Genomic DNA, 16,522 nt, shown 5'->3' on the forward strand with positions numbered 1-16,522 from the left:
CCAGGAAGAGACGTACGTCGGCGGGTCATCAGTAGGCGCCCTGGCCGCCGAAGACGGCCCGGAAGGTCTTCCACAGGATCAGCGCGTCCAGCGCCAGCGACCAGTCCTCGACGTAGCGCAGGTCCAGCCGGACGGACTCCTCCCAGGACAGGTCGCTGCGCCCGGAGACCTGCCACAGGCCGGTGAGGCCGGGCTTGACCAACAGGCGGCGACGCACGTCGGGTGCGTACCTGGCGCTCTCCTCCGGCAGCGGAGGCCGCGGGCCGACCAGCGACATGGAGCCGGCGAGCACGTTGAGCAGCTGCGGCAGCTCGTCCATCGAGTAGCGGCGCAGCACCCGGCCGACGGCGGTGACGCGGGGGTCGTGCTTCATCTTGAACAGCACGCCCGCGCCCTCGTTCACCTTCTCCAGCTTGGCCCGCAGCGCGTCGGCGTTGGTGACCATGGTGCGGAACTTGACGATGGTGAACGGCTTGCCGTCCTTGCCGACCCGGCGCTGCTTGTAGAGCACCGGTCCCCTGGTGTCGACCATGATCGCCACCGCGACCCCCAGCAGCACCGGCGCCAGCAGGCACAGCAGCAGGAACGAGCCGACCTTGTCGACCAGGGTCTTGACCACCCGGCGGAATCCGGTGAACGACGGCTCGGTGACCCGGAGCAGCGGCATCCCCAGCACACCGGTGACGTGCAGGCGCGGGCCGGCGAAGTCCATCAGGGCGGCGGCGACGACCATCTCGGCCCCGGTGCCCTCCAGGTCCCAGGCGAGCTGCTGGAGCCGGCGCGGCGTCCAGTAGGCGTCCGGCGTCACGGCCACGATCCGGTAGCCGCCCCGGCGCACCTGCTCGGCCAGCTCGTTGAACCGGCCGACGACCGGGGTGCCCTCCAGCTCGACACCGATCTCCGCGCGTCCGTCCACAGTGCACACCGCGTCCACCCGCCACCCGAGGTGCGGCGCGCGCCGGGTCCGGCTGATCAGGTCCTTGACGGTGTCGACGTTGCCCGCCGCGAGCACCGGCAGCAGGCACTTGCCCTCACCGCGCGCCCGGTGCAGGGGGCGGCGCAGCAGGTAGCGGACCGGGAACGCGACGAGGGCGATCGCCGGGCCGACCACGAAGACCCACAGCCGAGCACCGGGCAGGCCGGCGGCCAGCGCGCCCAGCCCCAGCGCGACCACGGAGCCGAACAGCCCGCGGCCCAGCCGGCGGAACTCCTCCGCGCCCTGGCCGAGCACCGTGGTGTTCCAGACGCGGTTGAGGAACAGCGACCCGATCACGATCGCCACCGTGACCGCTTCCAGGCCGAGCAGCGGCAGCGGGCCGAAGGTGAGGTGGTTGGCCGACAGCACCGCACCCGCGAGCACCACCACGAGGACGGTGCACACGATGTCGGCGGCGATGACGCCGTACCGGTAGGCGGGCTCCCAGCTGTTGACGGTGGGATGGGTCGTGCGGTTGGTCGACGTCACCCCCGCGACCTGTCTGTGTCGCGTGGGCTGGACCTGCTCGCTCATCGCTGCGCTCCCCGGGTAGGCCGGTTCGGACGTGCAACCTCGCAGGGCATCCCCGACGGACCCGCGTGTGGTGTGTTCGGCAAATGTGCGGTCGGCGTTTTTTCGCCTCGGCAAACCGTCATTCGCTGCGCCGAGGCAGGGCGTTACACGGACAGTGAACAGCTTCCCGGATGGTGATTACTGGGGTCACGCCATCGGGCACTCACGAGTACCGACGCGTGACGTGCGGTCACCGGATCGGCGGAGGGCGAAAGGTCCGACAAGCGCCAGGTGGGCCCGGTCCACAGTGGCCGGTGGGTGGCCGGCTCGGGCCCGCGCACACGCGTGGGCAGATTCATCGAATCTGGGACAGCATCCGTTACACCGGGTTTCCGGAGGGTGCCGGGACAGTTCGTAGTCAGTCCGAAAAGGGCCCTAAGTCCCTAAGCCGAGCGCCCTGCGGTGGCACCGTGTTGTCACCCATTCACAGGCGGGGAGCAGCTATTCGGAGCAACGGTCCGGCCACTTCCGGTCACAGCGGCACAAATGTCTGCGACCGCCCGGTGAACCGAAGTGACCTACTTCACTTCGCTGGCACAATGGGTCCGTGGTGGTCGCGCTGGTGATCGGCGGACTGCTGGGTGCGCTCCACGGCGGATGCGCGTGGCGCACCCGGCTGTACCCGCGCGGGCGTCGGGGCCTGGTGCTGGGCGTGATCGACGCCACGTGGAGCCTGCCCAACACCGTGGCGGGCGCGGCGTTCCTGCTCTACGCGTTGGCGCGCGGGAACGAGGTCGATCGGGCGTTCAGCAGGCGTCGGGGCACGATCGGGTTGCGCGACGGGGTGATCAAGGGGTTCGCCACGACCGTCGGGCCGGTGCAGGCGGGCGTGGCCATGGGTGTGGACGACCACGAGGCCGTGCACGTGTTCCAGGCGCGTCTGTTCGGGCCGTTCTACCTGCCGTTGGTGCTGGTCAACTGGGTGGTGGCGACGGTGCTGCCGTACTGGCTGCTCTACCACGACCGGGAGCGGGCGCCGATCGACAGCGTGGGCGCCTACTTCCAGCGCGGGTGTACCCGCACTGCTGGCACGAGGAGTGGGCGTACCGGGTGCAGGGCTCGCCGCCGCGTTGAAGGACGCTGGGAGGTGGCTGGGGCGCCGGGTGCGGGAGGTGGCCGGGCTGTGCGATGTGTGCAAGGTGAATGTGTGCGAGGCGGTGGGGGGCGGATGTGTGCGAGGCGGATGTGCGCGAGGCTGCGGTGAGGGGCGGTGTTCGCGGGTGGCGAAGCGGCGTTCACGCTAACGGTTCGCGACCAGACGGGCTTTGTCCGTGCCGACCGCGATCACATCGCCGTCGTGCAGCTGCGCGCCCCGCCGTTCTTCGACCCGGCCGTTCACCGTGACCTCGCCGTCCTCCACGAGCTCGCGGGCGTGCGCGCCGTTCTCCGCCAGGCCCGCCAGCTTGAGGAACTGGCCGAGCCGGATCATGTCGTCGGAGATCTCCACCTCGCGGATGCGCATCGTGCCATCATCGCGCAACACGTTCCGTACAACCGCATGTGCACCCGGTAACGGGGGATCGCACAAGGTTGAAGCATGTTTGACGTGAGCAGAACGCGCTGGGGTCTACGGTTGTCGAACTGTGAGCACCGGCAGCTCAGACCCTCGACCCTCCGGCGACGCGGCGCCCGGGCGCCGGCGGTTCCTGCGTGGCCAAGTCGGCTCCACCGGGGCGCAGTTCGGCTCGCGCGCGGTGCGTCGGCGCTCGGAGGAGGCGGACGGACCGCTGGAGGAGACTGCGCCGTTCCACGGCTACTTCGAGGATGACGAGCCGGGTTCGGTTTCGGCTTCGGGGACGACTTCGCGTACTGGTTCTGGTGTTGGTTCGGGTGTCGGCTCCGGTTCGGGTGTTGGCGCGGGGGTGGATGCGGAGGGCGAGGCGGAGCCGGAGAAGGAGTGGACGGGGCCGTTGGTGCGTCCGTACGCGTGGACCGGCGGCCGGACGTCGTCCGACTACGACCTGCGGTTGGAGACGCTGGTCTCGTTGGAGGAGAACGGGGTCGCGATCGCCATGCGGGACAACGGGCCGGAACGGCGGTCCATCGTGGAGCTGTGCGCGTACCCGCGTTCGGTGGCCGAGGTGTCGGCGCTGCTCTCGCTGCCGCTCGGGGTGGTCCGGGTGCTGCTCAGCGACCTGATCACGATGGGGGTGCTGACGATGCACCAGAACGCGGCGGCGCCCGGCGGACCGGACCTGGTGCTGATGGAACGCGTCCTACGGGGTCTGCGCAACCTCTGACCGGAGTTCCCCGAACACGGCGGCCAGGTCGGCGAGTTGGAAGTGGGCGTTCAGTCCACTGGGATTCGGCAGGACCCACAGGCGGGCGTCGGCGATCCGCTCGGGCTGCGGGCCGATCTTGGCCTTACGGCGGTCGAAAGCCGTGCGGTAGGCGGTGATCCCGACGACCGCGACGACCTTGGGGCGGTAGTTCGCGGCCAGTTCGATCAGCCTCGCGCCACCGGCTCGGAGCTCCTCGGGGGACAGTTCGTCGGCCTTGGCGGTGGCGCGGGCGACCAGGTTCGTGATGCCCAGGCGGTAGTCGAGCAGCTCGGCCTGCTCGGCGGGTTTCAGCAGGCGGGGCGTGAAGCCGGACAGGTGCAGGGCGGGCCAGAACCGGTTGCCCGGTCGGGCGAAGTGCTGTCCCTTCACGGCGGAGAGCAGGCCGGGGTTGATGCCGCAGAACAGGACGTCCAGGTTGGGGGCGATCACGTCCGGAAGGGGGGCGTCGTGGGAGACGGGGGCGGTCACGCGGTCACCCTTTCTGGTGGTCGGCGTGCGGCAGGGGTGAGGGTGCATGTGGGGTTGAGGTGGGTGGGGCGGGCGGGCGGGTGGGGCGGGTGGGTGGGGTGAGAGCGGCTGAGGTGGAGAGGGCTGGAGGGATCCCCGTCATGGGGTGACCTTATTCAGCGCCGGACTTGCGGTCTTTGAGCCGCAGGGCGACCGCAGCGCCGATCGCGAGCAGGACCAAGGCGCCGACGATCCACACCCAGACCGGCAGACCGCTGCCCTCGGAGGTTGCGGCCTGGGAGGCTGAGGCCTGGGTGGTCGCCGGCGCTGAGGCGAACGCGGAGAGGGTCAGCGCGGTCGGCTCGTTGGATGGCGGGGTGGACGTGCCGTTCTGGGCGGTCGTGGGGGTGGCGGGCTGGGGAGCCGGAGTCGGCGGCACGGCCGTGGCCGGGAGGGTGAGGGAGAACGTGGTCTTGCCGCTGACGTAGTCGCCGTCCAGGGCGACGACCTGCCAGCTCAGCACGTACTGGCCCGAGGTGGCCGGGTCCGGTGCCACCGGGATGGTCAGGGTGGCACCGGACGCGGAGACCTCGCCGGCCTTCCACTGGGAGCCGTCCGGGGCGGTGACGGTGACTGTGGCGCTCTCGGCGGGCACCGGTTCGCTGAAGGTGAGCGTCAGCTTGGTGGGCGGCTGGGGCAGGGTCGCCCCGTTCGCCGGGTCGCTGCTCAGGAGATCGGTGTGAGCGGCTGCCTGGGGCACCGCGCCGAGCAGGGCGAGGGTGGCCAAGAGCAGTACCGGGAGAGGTGCTGCGAGAAGTGCCGGAAGAGGTGCCGAGAGCGCCAGTCGCTTCATACCGGACAGTTCTACCGGGTCTAGCGGGTGGGGGGCTGCCCCTGGTCGTCGCTCTTGCCGCTGCCTTGGTCGTTGCTCCTGCCGCTGCCCTGGTCGCCGCCGGGAGGCTGTTGGCGGTTGCCGCGACCGTTGCGGAAGTCGCCCTCGACGACGGTCTGGGCGGTGTTCTCCTCGTCGGCGACGAGCATGACGGTGTCGCCCTCGGTGAGGCTGCCGACGCCATTCCCGCCGTTGACCCGGGTGTCGTCGGTGATCTTGTAGGTCCGGGTGAAGCCGTCGGTGCTCTTGATGGTGATGGAGGAGTCGCTGACCTCGGTGATCTCGCCGTTCTGGAACTCGCCGTGCGCGGTGTCGCCGAACGGCCCGGGACCGGTGATCATCATCCCGGGTTTGCCCATGCCGTAGCCACGCGGACCGCCCATGCCCATCTGGGCGGCTTCGGAGTTGCTCGCGGCGTAGATGACCCCACCGCCCACAGCGGCGATACCCACCGCGACCGCGACCGCGACGAGGGTCTTGCGGCCGGACCAGCGCGGTCCGGGAGCAGCGGCCTCGGGCGGCGGCGCCTCACCCCAGGTCGGGTTCTCGGTTTCGGTAGTCATGGGATCACGGTGTCGGGCTTGTCTGTGTGAGAGCTGTGCGGCCGTTGGGGACTGGCTGTGTGGATGCCGGTGGTGGGTTGGGGCAGGGGTGTGGCGGGGGCAGGGGTGTGGCGGGGGCAGGGGTGAAGGGCGAAAAGCGTCCTCGCCGGACGGGCAGACCGCCAAGGATCTCCACAAGAGCCCTGCAAAGCTCTTCGAGCCTTGAAGGGCGGTGGGTCTGCGTGTCATCCCCGTATGGCCAGGTCAAAGACAACCACATGCGTCAAGGGCAGATCGATCATGGGGGTGCGGTGGTCGCGGGTGTCGATCTGCCCTTGACACATGCGGTTCCCTGCGGGCAGGCCATACGGGGATGACACGCAGGGCAGGAGTGTGCGCGGGGGCGCGCGGGCCGTGCGCGGGGGCGCGCGGGCCGTGGGCGGGGGGGCGTGTGGTGCGGTCGGTGGGCGGGTTCACAGGTGTTGCACAGGGTCGGCACAGGGTGGGCTCAAGGGCGGGGCTGAGGATGTCGGAATGCGTGCGGTGGTTTCTCTTGAGCTTCGTCGGCCGGATGGGAGTCCGGTTCGGGTTCTCGTGGTGGATGACGAGTCCACTTTGGCCGAGCTGATGTCGATGGCCCTGCGGATGGAGAAGTGGGAGGTCCGCACCGCGTCGGACGGCACGTCGGCGGTTCGGGTGGCTCGGGAGTTCCGTCCTGACGTCGTGGTGCTCGACGTGATGCTGCCCGACTTCGACGGGCTCGAGGTGTTGCGGCGGCTGCGGGCCGAGGTGCCGGGGTTGCCGGTTTTGTTCCTCACGGCCAAGGACTCGGTCGAGGATCGGATCGCGGGATTGACGGCTGGTGGCGACGACTACGTGACGAAGCCGTTCAGCCTCGAAGAGGTCGTGTTGCGGTTGCGCGGGTTGTTGCGGCGGACCGGGGTTACCGAGGCGTCCGCGGGCACCGAGCTGGTGGTCGGTGACCTGGTCCTGGACGAGGACACGCGGGAAGTCCGGCGCGGTGGGCAGGCGGTGGAGTTGACGGCCACCGAGTTCGAGCTGTTGCGGTTCCTGATGCGGAACCCGAAGCGGGTGTTGAGCAAGGCGCAGATCCTGGACCGGGTGTGGAGTTACGACTTCGGCGGGCAGGCCAACATCGTCGAGCTGTACATCTCCTACCTGCGCAAGAAGATCGACGCGGGACGTGCGCCGATGATCCACACGATGCGGGGCGCGGGATATGTCCTCAAGTCTGCACCCTAGGCGCTGGTCGCTGCGCACGCGGCTGATCGCCGAGCAGGTGGTGCTGATCGCGGTCGTCTGCACCAGCATCGGCGTCATCACCGTGTTGTCGTTGCGGGACTTCCTGGTCGACCGGCTCGACCAGCAGCTGTACGAGGCCGCCGCCCGGGTCGAGCGGGGTGGGCCGCCGATTCCCGGGTTGCCGCCGCCGAGTCCGTTGGACCGCCCGGGGTTCGGGCCGGGGACGATGGTGGCGTTCATCCGCACGGGCAACATCGACGCCGCGCGGTTGAAGCCCGGCGGGGACGATCCCGAGGTGCTGCCCAACGACGAGATGGCGGTGTTGGCGTCGGTCAAGCCGGATGCCCGGCCCCACAGCGTCTTCCTGGGCGAGGAGTTGGGCTACCACCGGGTGATGGCGGTCCGGATGCGGGACGGCGTCGTCATGGTCACCGGCCTGCCGCTCGCCTCGGTGGACAGCATCGTGATGCGCATGGGGTTCATCGTGGGCGGGGTGGGGCTGTCCGGGTTGATCGCGGTGTCGCTCGCGGGGGCGTTGATCATCCGGAAGACGTTGCGGCCGTTGGAGCGGGTGGCCGCCACGGCGGGACGGGTGGCGGAACTGCCGTTGCACCGGGGCGAAGTGGCGTTGGCCGAACGGGTGCCGGCGCAGGACGCCGACCCCGACACGGAAGTGGGGCAGGTCGGGCTCGCGTTGAACCGGATGTTGGACCACGTCGGGAATGCACTGGCGGCCAGGCACGAGAGCGAGACGCGGGTCCGGCAGTTCGTCGCGGACGCGAGTCACGAGTTGCGCACGCCGTTGGCCGCCATTCGTGGTTACGCGGAGTTGACGCGTCGGACGACGGACGAGGTGCCGGCGCAGATCGGCCACGCCATGCGTCGGGTCGAGTCCGAGGCGGTGCGGATGACGTCGCTGGTGGAAGACCTGTTGTTGTTGGCACGGCTGGATGCCGGGCGGCCGTTGGCGCGTGAGCCGGTCGATCTGTCGCGGGTCGTCGTGGACGGGGTGAGTGACGCGCGGATCGCCGGGCCGGAGCACGACTGGCGGTTGGAGCTGCCGCCGGAGCCGTTGACGGTGCACGGGGACGAGCACAAGTTGCAGCAGGTGTTGGCGAATCTGCTGTCGAACGCCCGTACGCACACGCCGTCGGGAACGACGGTGACCACGGCGTTGCGTGCGTTGCGGACGTCTCGGGGTGGCGCGGTGGAGTTGACGGTGACGGACGACGGGCCGGGAATTCCGACCGAGCTGCTGCCCGAGGTGTTCGAGAGGTTCGCACGAGGTGACACGTCCCGGTCTCGGGCCGCGGGTAGCACGGGGTTGGGGTTGTCGATCGTGGCTGCGGTGGTTGCGGCGCACGAGGGCGAGGTGTCGGTCGTCAGTCGGCCGGGACGTACGAGGTTCAGGGTGAAGTTGCCGGTGTAACAGCACACAGGTGGCTCACAGGGAAGGCACAAGGGGCACCCAGTCCGCGGCAGCACGCTCAAGGGCATGCGAGCGCGACTACCCCTGTTGCTGTTGCTGGCCGGGACAGCGGTGCTGTACCTGTGGCGTCTGGGTGACTCCGGCTGGGCCAACGCCTACTACTCCGCCGCCGCCCAAGCGGGCGCGCAGAGTTGGCAGGCGTGGTTCTTCGGGTCGACGGACGCGGCCAACTCGATCACCGTCGACAAGACGCCGGCTGCCACGTGGGTGATGGGACTGTCGGCCAGGCTGTTCGGTGTCAACGCCTGGAGCATCCTGGTTCCGCAGGCCTTGATGGGTGTGGCGAGTGTCGGTTTGCTCTACGCCGCGGTGAAGCGCGTCGCCGGTGAGGCGGCCGGACTGATCGCCGGTGCGGTGTTGGCGTTGACGCCGGTGGCCGTGTTGATGTTCCGGTTCAACAATCCCGACGCGCTGTTGGTGCTGCTGTTGATCGCGGGTGCCTACTGCACGGTGCGGGCCACCGGCACGGCTTCGTGGAAGTGGTTGGCGCTGGCGGGTGTGGCGGTCGGGTTCGCGTTCCTGACCAAGATGTTGCAGGCGTTCCTGGTGCTGCCGGCGTTCGGGTTGGTGTACTTGCTGGCTGCGCCGACGGCGGTCCGGAAGAAGGCCTGGCACCTCGCGGTCGCGTCGGGTGCGATGGTCGTGGCGGGTGGCTGGTGGGTGCTGGCTGTGGAGCTGGTGCCCGCCGGCTCACGGCCGCACATCGGCGGGTCGCAGAGCGACAGCGTGCTCGAACTCGCGTTGGGCTACAACGGGCTGGGCCGGCTGACCGGTGACGAGGTGGGCAGTGTCGGCGGTGGCCGGGGCTGGGGGTCGGCGGGCTGGAGTCGGCTGCTGGGCGCGGAGATGGGCAGTCAGATCGCGTGGCTGTTGCCGACCGCCGTGGTGCTGTTGATCGCGGGCTTCTGGGCGGCCGATCACCGACGGCGGACGGGGCTGGCGTTGTGGGGCGGGTGGCTGGTGGTCACCGCCGTGGTGTTCAGCTTCATGAACGGCATCATCCACGCCTACTACACCGTGGCTCTCGCGCCGGCCATCGGGGCGATCATCGGCATCGGTGCGACGGCGTTGTGGCGACGAAGGCAGGAACCCGGTGCCGCGGCAGCGCTGTCGGGGGCGCTCGCGATCACCGCGCTCCAGTGCTACCTGTTGCTGCTCGACTGGTCGCCGGGACTGGCCGCGGCGGTCCTCGTCCTCGGGCTGCTGGCGGCGGTGGGGCTGTTCCTGTCCACGGTCGCGCCGGCGGCGGTCGTGGTGCCGATCGCTGTGGTGGCGGCGTTGCTCGGTCCGGGTGCGTACTCGGTCGCCACGGCCGCGACGCCGCATTCCGGGGCTGTCCCCAGTGCCGGACCGGACAACGGGATGCGCGGTGGCGGCGGTCTGGTGCTCATCGGTCCCGGCGGCGGGCGCGACGGCGGTGGTCTGCTCAGCGCACCGACGCCGGACGTGGAACTGGTCGGGCTGTTGCGGGAGAACAGCGGCAAGTACCGGTGGGGTGCGGCTGCGGTCGGCTCGAACAACGCGGCGGGCTACCAGTTGGGCAGTGGCGTTCCGGTGATGGCCGTGGGCGGGTTCAACGGCACGGACCCCGCGCCGACGCTCGAAGAGTTCCAGGAACACGTCCGAAGTGGACACATTCATTACTTCCTCGGCGGTGCGGGGATGCCTGCCGAGACGGGCAGTGACGCCTCCGAGCGGATCGCCGAGTGGGTGCAGGACACCTTCGAAGCCGTGACCGTGGGCGGCGTCGACGTCTACGACCTCACAGCGGGTGCACAGCGATGACACACGACGCACCCAGCGAAGCCACCGAGGCTGACCTCATGACACTCGCGACGCTCACGACGACCCCCGTGCTCGACGTGGTGGTCCCCGTGTACAACGAGGAGCGCGATCTCGCGCCGTGCGTGCGGAAGCTGCACGCCGACCTGACCCAGACCTTCCCGTACCGGTTCCGCATCACCATCGCCGACAACGCCAGCACGGACACCACGTGGGCGGTCGCCGAGGAGCTGGCGGGCGAGATCGAGAACGTGGTCGCGGTCCACCTGGCGGAGAAGGGGCGTGGCAGAGCGCTTTCCGCGGTGTGGTCGGCCTCGGACGCCCAGGTGCTGGCCTACATGGACGTGGACCTGTCCACCGACCTGGCCGCGCTGGCACCGCTGGTCGCGCCGCTGATCTCCGGGCACTCGGACGTGGCGATCGGCAGCAGGCTGGCCCGTGGCGCACGGGTCGTGCGCGGCCCCAAGCGGGAGTTCGTCTCCCGCTGCTACAACCTGATCCTGCGCGGCACGCTGGCCGCCCGGTTCTCCGACGCCCAGTGCGGCTTCAAGGCCATCCGCGCGGACGTCGCCCGGCGGCTGCTCCCCCACGTGGAGGACACCGGCTGGTTCTTCGACACCGAACTGCTGGTGCTCGCCGAACGGGCGGGTGCGCGCATCCACGAGGTCCCGGTGGACTGGGTGGACGACCCGGACAGCCGGGTGGACATCGTGGCCACGGCCGTCGCCGACCTCAAGGGCGTGGCACGGGTGGCGCGCGGCCTGCTCACCGGCCGCATCCCGATCGGCGAGCTGCGCACCCAGCTCGGCCGGGAGCCGTTGGAGCCGGCGACCCCCGGCGTGCCGAAGGGCCTGTTCCGGCAGTTGGTCCGGTTCGCCGCTGTCGGTGTGGCCAGCACGCTCGCGTACCTGCTGCTGTTCGTGCTGCTGCGCGGGGGCCTGGGCGCGCAAGGCGCGAACCTGGTCGCCCTGCTGGTGACCGCGATCGGGAACACGGCAGCCAACCGCCGCTTCACGTTCGGTGTGCGCGGCCGGCGCGGCGCGGGTCGGCACCAGTTCGAAGGCCTGATCGTGTTCGGTCTCGGACTGGGGCTCACCAGCGGATCACTCGCCCTGCTGCACCACTTCTCCACGCCCGGCGGCACGGCCGAACTCGCTGCCGTCGTGGGCGCCAACCTGCTCGCCACCGTCCTGCGATTCCTGTTGCTGCGCAACTGGGTCTTCCGCCACCGTCCCCTGGAGCCCACGTCATGACCGCCACTCTCACGGCGCCGTCCCCCACCCACGCCACGCCGCCCACGAGTCGCAACTGGACCACGCCCGCGCTGGTGGTGCTGCTCGCCGGCACGGCCGTGCTGTACCTGTGGAACCTCACCGATTCGGGCTGGGGCAACAGCTACTACGCCGCCGCGACCCAGGCCGGTGCGCAGAGCTGGACGGCGTGGCTGTTCGGCGGACTGGACGCGGGCGGCGTGATCACGGTCGACAAGCCGCCCGCCGCGCTGTGGGTCAGCGGGCTGTCCGCCCGGATCTTCGGGTTCTCCAGCTGGACCGTCCTCGCTCCGCAGGCGGTCGAAGGCGTGCTGGCGGTGTGGCTGTTGTACGCCACGGTGAAGCGCACGTCCGGCGCGGTGGCCGGGCTGCTGGCGGGAGCCGCGCTCGCGTCGACCCCGGTGGCGGTGCTCATGTTCCGGTTCAACCTGCCGGATGCGCTGCTGACACTGCTGATGGTGGCGGGCGCCTACTGCACGGTGCGGGCGCTGGAGAAGGCGTCGTGGAAGTGGCTGGCGCTGGCCGGTGTGGCGGTCGGGTTCGCGTTCCTGACCAAGATGGGGCAGGCGTTGCCGGTGCTGCCCGGCTTCGCGGTGGCCTACCTGCTGGCCGCGCCGACCACGTTGGGCAAGCGGCTCCTGCACCTGGTGGGCGCGGGGGTCGCGGTCGTCGTGTCGGCCGGCTGGTTCATCGCCCTGGTCGAGCTGTGGCCGACCGCTTCCCGACCGTACATCGGTGGTTCGAGGACCGACTCGCTGTGGCAGTTGGCCATGGGCTACAACGGTCTGGGCCGCATCTTCGGCGGCGGCAGGGGCGGCGGCAACGGGGTGGTGGTCGGCGACGGCAACGGGAACACCGCCTTCGGCGGCGAGGCGGGCATCGGCCGGCTGTTCGGCGCCGGCATGGGCGCGGAGGTCTCGTGGCTGTTGCCCGCCGCGATCGTCGGTGTGCTGGCCGGACTGTGGTTCACGCGCCGCGCGCCTCGTACCGACCGCACGCGGGCCGCGCTGTTGTCGTGGGGCCTGTGGGTTCTGGTCAACGGCATCGTGTTCAGCCTCATGAGCGGCATCACGCACCCCTACTACACGGTGGCCGTCGCACCGGGCGTGGCCGCGATCGTGGCGATCGCGGGAAGGGAGATGTGGCGGGGACGGGCGCACCTGCCGGTCCGCGTGGCGTTGGCCGCGATGGTCGCGGCGTGCGGTTTCTGGGGCTTCTCGCTGCTCGTCCGGTACCCGGAGTGGCTGCCCGCGCTGCGGTGGGCGGTGTTGGCGCTGACCGTCGTGGTCACCACCGCGATCGTCATGGGGGTCAAGCGGACCGCCGCGATCGCCGTCGTCACGGCGCTGCTGTCGTCGGTGGCGTTCGGTGTCGCGACGGCCGGGACCGCGCACGGCGGCTCGATCCCGATGTCCGGTCCCGCCGCGTACACGACCGGACAGGGCGGTGACGGCGGGATGCGGACCTCGGGCGAGGCCGAGGGCATCCCGGAGGAGCTGACCGACCTGCTCAAGGCCACCACCGGCACGTGGGCCGCCGCGGCGATCAGCGCGCAGGCCGCCGCGAGCCTGTCGCTGTCCAGCGGCAAGGCCGTCATCGGCATCGGCGGCTGGAGCGGCGGCGACCCCGCACCGACGCTGGAGGAGTTCCGGCAGTACGTCGCGGACGGCCGGATCGGCTACTTCGTCTCCGGCGGGCAGATGGGCGGTCCGGCCGGCAACGGCGACATCGCCACCTGGGTCGCGGACAACCACCAGCCCGTGAAGATCGGCGACCGGACCGTCTACAAGCTCAGCTAGCCCGTTCCGCCTCGACCGGGCGGTGGCCGCGGACTTCGGCCACGGCCACCGCCCCCTTCTCCGCCGCACCGGTCCAGGACCGGTGCACGACGGCCGCCGCGTACGGCAGCAAGTCCCCGCCCCGCCGCCACAGCCACGGGACGCCCTTGAACACCAGCCACCCCAGGTGGTGCAACGGGGTGATCGTGATGCCGCCCGTGCACTCCAGACCGACCGGCCGGACGACCTCGCAACCCTGTTCCGCCAACCGGTTCGCGAACGCCCGCGCCAGCTTCCGGTGCCCCAGCTCGGACGGGTGCAGCCGGTCCACCGCCCAGGTGTCCGACGAGTACGCGCCGTCCAGCAGGCCCAGGTCGACGCACCCGACGCCGTGCCGCCGCACCACCGCGTCGATCACCTCGTTCAGCTCGGCGATCCGCGCGGACAGCGCTCTGCGCAACGCGCCGGGCAGCCGGAACACCCGGCTGTGGTCGTGGAACCGCACGGTCACCACGGACGCGCCCGCCGCCACCAGTCCACCGACGATCGCGTCCAGGTCCTCGTGCAGCCGGACGGCGTCGAAGTCGGACCGGAGCGTGTCGTTCATGCCCACCAACAGCACCGCCGCGTCGGGACGTGCCCGCAACGCGTTCGGCAACTGCTCGGACCGGACGCACGCCACCCGCGCGCCGGGGAACGACGGGTTCAGGTAGCGCGCCTCCGGGAAGGCCGCCGCGAGCAGCGGACCGACACCCCGCCACCCGCCACGGACCGGGTCGCCGACCCCGACCGCCGTCGAATCCCCCAGGACCACCAGGCTTCGCACCGCTTTGGCCACCCGACGACCATCGCGCAGCGACGTGTCCGCTCGGGAACAGGCGGCGGAACGCTACCGGAATGCCGGGTACAGCGGCAGTTCCGCGGCCGCCGACCCGTACCGGGAGAGCAACGCCGAGATCATCGCCTCGGCGTGCGCCGCCACGTGCTTCTCGCCCAGCGCCAGCGCATCCGTCCGCAGCCGCATCCACCGCGTGGTGAGCACCGTGCTGCGCGGCGGCGAGTCCAGCGGCCGGTGCCCGGACGGCAGCGCCGAGTCCAGGCCGGGCAGCCCGCGCCAGGTGCCCAGCCACACCCAGAGGAACTGCGCCTCCAGCAGCCGGGGCAGGAACACCGCGTCGTCGTCCAGGTCCGGCCACACCGAGCCGACCTCGGCCCGCCACGCCGCCACCATCGCCTCGGACATGCCGGCCGGCAGCCCGTACGGGCACCAGCAGGACGGGAACGGCACCCGCAGGCACGCCGCGTCGAACACGACGTCCCGGACGCAGCCGCCCTCGAAGTCCAGGAACCGCACGCCCTTGCTGGTCACCAGGTGGTTGTCCGGGCAGGACGTGGACGGGCTGAACGCACGCCGCCGGGACGTGACGAACCCGCGCACCGCCTGCTCGGCGAACTCCACCACCGCCGGCGGCGTGTCCACCGCCAGCGACTCGGCCAGCAGCCGCGGCAGCCCGGCCAGCGCCGCGTGCACGTCCACCGCGATCGGGTCGGCGCAGCACTGGCTGCCCTGCCGCCGCATCAGCGCGTCGAAGTCCGCGTCCCGGCCCGCCGTCGTGGCGTGCAGCCGGCCCATCGCGTGCGCCCAGGACAGCAGGCCGCGTTCGGCGGCCCGCGCGTCCGGGCCGAGCAGCTTCTCGGCCAGCCGGGGGGCCTTGCCCAGGTCCTCCAGCACGACCAGCCGCTTGCCGTTGTCCTGCGCGACCAGTTCGGGGGTCAGCCGGTCCTCGCCGGGCAGCGCGGTGAGCAGTTTGTGCGACACCGCCTCGTGCGCGAACGGGTCGCGGTCGGCGATCGCCGACGGGTAGCGCTTCACGACCAGCGTCCGGGGCAACGAGAACGGCGTCGACGCCACCCGCACCCGGACGACCACGGACCGGCCCGCTCCCCCGAGCCGCTCGGGATCAGCCAGCCGCACCGGCGCGCCGAACCGCCCGCTCAACACGGACTCGGCAGCCGCCACCGCTGCGATCAGGTCGGAGTCGGCGGCGTCGTCGATGTCCGCCGGGCCGGCGGTGATCTCCACGCTCATCCCCTCCGACCCTACCCCGGTGGCCACCGACCTGACAGAACCCGTCCGGGCACCGTGACGGTAGTGCTCATATGCACGGTTCGACCACCGTTTGTCGATACTGCAACCAAGTCCGGTGTCCGGCACGCCCGTCCCACATCGCGGGAACAGCGGTGGATGTCAGCCGTGGGAAAGCGGTCTCCCCAGGTCACGAGTCCGCTTGCGCCGGTTGCGCAGCCCCAGCACGGCGGCCGCGGCCACCACGATCCCGACCAGGTTCACCCCCAGTTGGAGCACCGACATGCCGCAGATGGCCCATTCGCCCAGCACGGCCGCGATCGCCGCGTAACCCGCCGCGGGCACGGTCGTCACCGAGATGAACACCCCGACCAGCGCCGCCGACTTGGCCGACGTCATCGACAGCATCCCCGCCGCACCCGCCAGCAGCGCCACGATCAGCGAGAACGGCCCGACTTCGAACACGAAGTCCGCCTGGTGGGCGGCCAGCACCATGTCCCGGTCGAACAGCCCGGTGTACGACCCGACGACCGCGCCGCCGAACGTGACGAGCATGGCCAGCGGGAAGCCGACCGCCAGCGCCAGCCCGGCCCGCCGCACCAGGTCGCCGCGCCGCAGCACCAGCCCGACCGCGATGGCGGCCAGCGGCCCGAACTCCGGCCCCACGACCATCGCGCCGACCAGGGTGACCGGCGAGTTCGTCACCACGCCCACCCCCGCCAGCAGGCAGGCGATGGTGAGGAACGACAGGAAGGTGACGTTGAGCCGGGACTCCTCGCCGGTGCGGGCGATCAGCTCCTCCCACACCACGGCGTCCGCGCCTTCACCGGGCGCGGCCTCCTCCGCCCGGTCGGCCGCGTCCGACAGCGCGGTGTCGATCTGCTCCAGCGTCACGCCGCCGCGGCGGTCGATGCCGAGGCCGCACAGCGCGTCGACCACCTCGTCGGTGGCCTCACGGGCGAGGTCGGCCTCCACCACGTCACCGGCCGGGTCCACGGCCGCGCCCCGGAACAGCAGGACGTGCGCCACACCGGGGTGTTCCTTGAGCGCGGCCAGCACCTGGTCGGTGCGGTCGATCGGGCACACGGCCCGCAAGTGGAGCATGGCCATGACTGTGCCCGACCGCCTCGCCCGCGTCCGC

The 16,522-nt window shown here is 71.1% G+C and carries 15 protein-coding genes; 7 read left to right on the forward strand and 8 right to left on the reverse strand.

The genetic code is table 11. From position 1 onward, the window contains the following. Positions 1-28 precede the first annotated feature (28 nt). Positions 29-1,510 carry a sugar transferase gene (locus FHS29_RS29705; RefSeq protein ID WP_221456854.1) on the reverse strand — a complete coding sequence of 494 codons (1,482 nt, stop codon included), beginning with the start codon at positions 1,508-1,510 and terminating at the stop codon, positions 29-31. A 586-nt stretch (positions 1,511-2,096) separates the two neighbouring features. Here FHS29_RS29705 and FHS29_RS29710 point away from each other — a divergent pair. Further along, complete coding sequence (locus tag FHS29_RS29710) at positions 2,097-2,753, forward strand: hypothetical protein (RefSeq protein ID WP_221456855.1); 657 nt, start codon at positions 2,097-2,099, stop codon at positions 2,751-2,753. Positions 2,754-2,789: 36 nt separating this feature from the next. On the opposite strand, the gene FHS29_RS29715 is transcribed toward FHS29_RS29710, so the two are convergent. After that, positions 2,790-3,011, reverse strand: a complete 222-nt coding sequence (locus tag FHS29_RS29715) for an RNA-binding S4 domain-containing protein (protein ID WP_184696309.1) — start codon at positions 3,009-3,011, stop codon at positions 2,790-2,792. Between the two features lie 400 nt (positions 3,012-3,411). Between FHS29_RS29715 and FHS29_RS29720 the strand changes: the two genes are divergently transcribed. Further along, positions 3,412-3,789 carry a DUF742 domain-containing protein gene (locus FHS29_RS29720; protein WP_184696310.1) on the forward strand — a complete coding sequence of 126 codons (378 nt, stop codon included), beginning with the start codon at positions 3,412-3,414 and terminating at the stop codon, positions 3,787-3,789. On the opposite strand, the gene mug is transcribed toward FHS29_RS29720, so the two are convergent. From mug to FHS29_RS29735, 3 genes are all read right to left on the reverse strand, one after another. Next, positions 3,766-4,299 carry a G/U mismatch-specific DNA glycosylase gene (gene mug / locus FHS29_RS29725; protein WP_376774484.1) on the reverse strand — a complete coding sequence of 178 codons (534 nt, stop codon included), beginning with the start codon at positions 4,297-4,299 and terminating at the stop codon, positions 3,766-3,768. The genes FHS29_RS29720 and mug overlap by 24 nt on opposite strands. Positions 4,300-4,450: 151 nt before the next feature. Then, on the reverse strand, positions 4,451-5,065 hold the full coding sequence (locus FHS29_RS29730) for a copper resistance CopC family protein (protein ID WP_184696315.1): 615 nt from the start codon (positions 5,063-5,065) through the stop codon (positions 4,451-4,453). Positions 5,066-5,151: 86 nt separating this feature from the next. Then, entirely contained in the window at positions 5,152-5,733 is a 582-nt protein-coding gene (locus FHS29_RS29735; RefSeq protein ID WP_184696316.1) for a hypothetical protein, read from the reverse strand. 513 nt (positions 5,734-6,246) lie between these two features. Between FHS29_RS29735 and FHS29_RS29740 the strand changes: the two genes are divergently transcribed. From FHS29_RS29740 to FHS29_RS29760, 5 genes are all read left to right on the forward strand, one after another. Beyond that, positions 6,247-6,975 carry a response regulator transcription factor gene (locus FHS29_RS29740; protein ID WP_184696318.1) on the forward strand — a complete coding sequence of 243 codons (729 nt, stop codon included), beginning with the start codon at positions 6,247-6,249 and terminating at the stop codon, positions 6,973-6,975. Next, entirely contained in the window at positions 6,953-8,404 is a 1,452-nt protein-coding gene (locus FHS29_RS29745) for a sensor histidine kinase (RefSeq protein WP_184696320.1), read from the forward strand. The genes FHS29_RS29740 and FHS29_RS29745 overlap by 23 nt, the downstream gene beginning before the upstream one ends. Positions 8,405-8,470: 66 nt before the next feature. Continuing rightward, positions 8,471-10,249 carry an ArnT family glycosyltransferase gene (locus FHS29_RS29750; protein WP_184696322.1) on the forward strand — a complete coding sequence of 593 codons (1,779 nt, stop codon included), beginning with the start codon at positions 8,471-8,473 and terminating at the stop codon, positions 10,247-10,249. Next, positions 10,246-11,499: a bifunctional glycosyltransferase family 2/GtrA family protein gene (locus FHS29_RS29755; RefSeq protein WP_184696324.1), complete on the forward strand. Its 1,254-nt coding sequence runs from the start codon at positions 10,246-10,248 to the stop codon at positions 11,497-11,499. Before FHS29_RS29750 ends, FHS29_RS29755 begins: the two co-directional genes overlap by 4 nt. Beyond that, complete coding sequence (locus FHS29_RS29760; RefSeq protein ID WP_184696326.1) at positions 11,496-13,316, forward strand: ArnT family glycosyltransferase; 1,821 nt, start codon at positions 11,496-11,498, stop codon at positions 13,314-13,316. The genes FHS29_RS29755 and FHS29_RS29760 overlap by 4 nt, the downstream gene beginning before the upstream one ends. On the opposite strand, the gene FHS29_RS29765 is transcribed toward FHS29_RS29760, so the two are convergent. From FHS29_RS29765 to FHS29_RS29775, 3 genes are all read right to left on the reverse strand, one after another. Beyond that, a complete protein-coding gene (locus FHS29_RS29765) occupies positions 13,309-14,133 on the reverse strand; it encodes an SGNH/GDSL hydrolase family protein (protein WP_312865160.1) in 825 nt (274 codons plus the stop codon). The genes FHS29_RS29760 and FHS29_RS29765 overlap by 8 nt on opposite strands. Before the next feature lie 51 nt (positions 14,134-14,184). After that, positions 14,185-15,384: a hypothetical protein gene (locus FHS29_RS29770; protein ID WP_184696329.1), complete on the reverse strand. Its 1,200-nt coding sequence runs from the start codon at positions 15,382-15,384 to the stop codon at positions 14,185-14,187. Positions 15,385-15,543: 159 nt separating this feature from the next. Beyond that, the gene (locus FHS29_RS29775) at positions 15,544-16,485 is read right to left on the reverse strand and encodes a DUF389 domain-containing protein (protein WP_184696331.1); all 942 of its coding nucleotides are present in this window, start codon (positions 16,483-16,485) and stop codon (positions 15,544-15,546) included. Positions 16,486-16,522: the final 37 nt, after the last annotated feature.

It is taken from the genome of Saccharothrix tamanrassetensis, from assembly GCF_014203665.1.
GTDB lineage: Bacteria > Actinomycetota > Actinomycetes > Mycobacteriales > Pseudonocardiaceae > Actinosynnema > Actinosynnema tamanrassetense.

Bases quoted from the DNA above. Each gene is read 5' to 3' on its own strand.
- FHS29_RS29740 (WP_184696318.1), top strand. From the start codon at position 6,247: ATGCGTGCGGTGGTTTCTCTTGAGCTTCGTCGGCCGGATGGGAGTCCG.
- FHS29_RS29770 (WP_184696329.1), bottom strand. From the start codon at position 15,384: ATGAGCGTGGAGATCACCGCCGGCCCGGCGGACATCGACGACGCCGCC.
- FHS29_RS29750 (WP_184696322.1), top strand. From the start codon at position 8,471: ATGCGAGCGCGACTACCCCTGTTGCTGTTGCTGGCCGGGACAGCGGTG.
- FHS29_RS29760 (WP_184696326.1), top strand. From the start codon at position 11,496: ATGACCGCCACTCTCACGGCGCCGTCCCCCACCCACGCCACGCCGCCC.
- FHS29_RS29745 (WP_184696320.1), top strand. From the start codon at position 6,953: ATGTCCTCAAGTCTGCACCCTAGGCGCTGGTCGCTGCGCACGCGGCTG.
- FHS29_RS29755 (WP_184696324.1), top strand. From the start codon at position 10,246: ATGACACACGACGCACCCAGCGAAGCCACCGAGGCTGACCTCATGACA.
- FHS29_RS29705 (WP_221456854.1), bottom strand. From the start codon at position 1,510: ATGAGCGAGCAGGTCCAGCCCACGCGACACAGACAGGTCGCGGGGGTG.
- FHS29_RS29735 (WP_184696316.1), bottom strand. From the start codon at position 5,733: ATGACTACCGAAACCGAGAACCCGACCTGGGGTGAGGCGCCGCCGCCC.
- FHS29_RS29775 (WP_184696331.1), bottom strand. From the start codon at position 16,485: ATGCTCCACTTGCGGGCCGTGTGCCCGATCGACCGCACCGACCAGGTG.
- FHS29_RS29715 (WP_184696309.1), bottom strand. From the start codon at position 3,011: ATGCGCATCCGCGAGGTGGAGATCTCCGACGACATGATCCGGCTCGGC.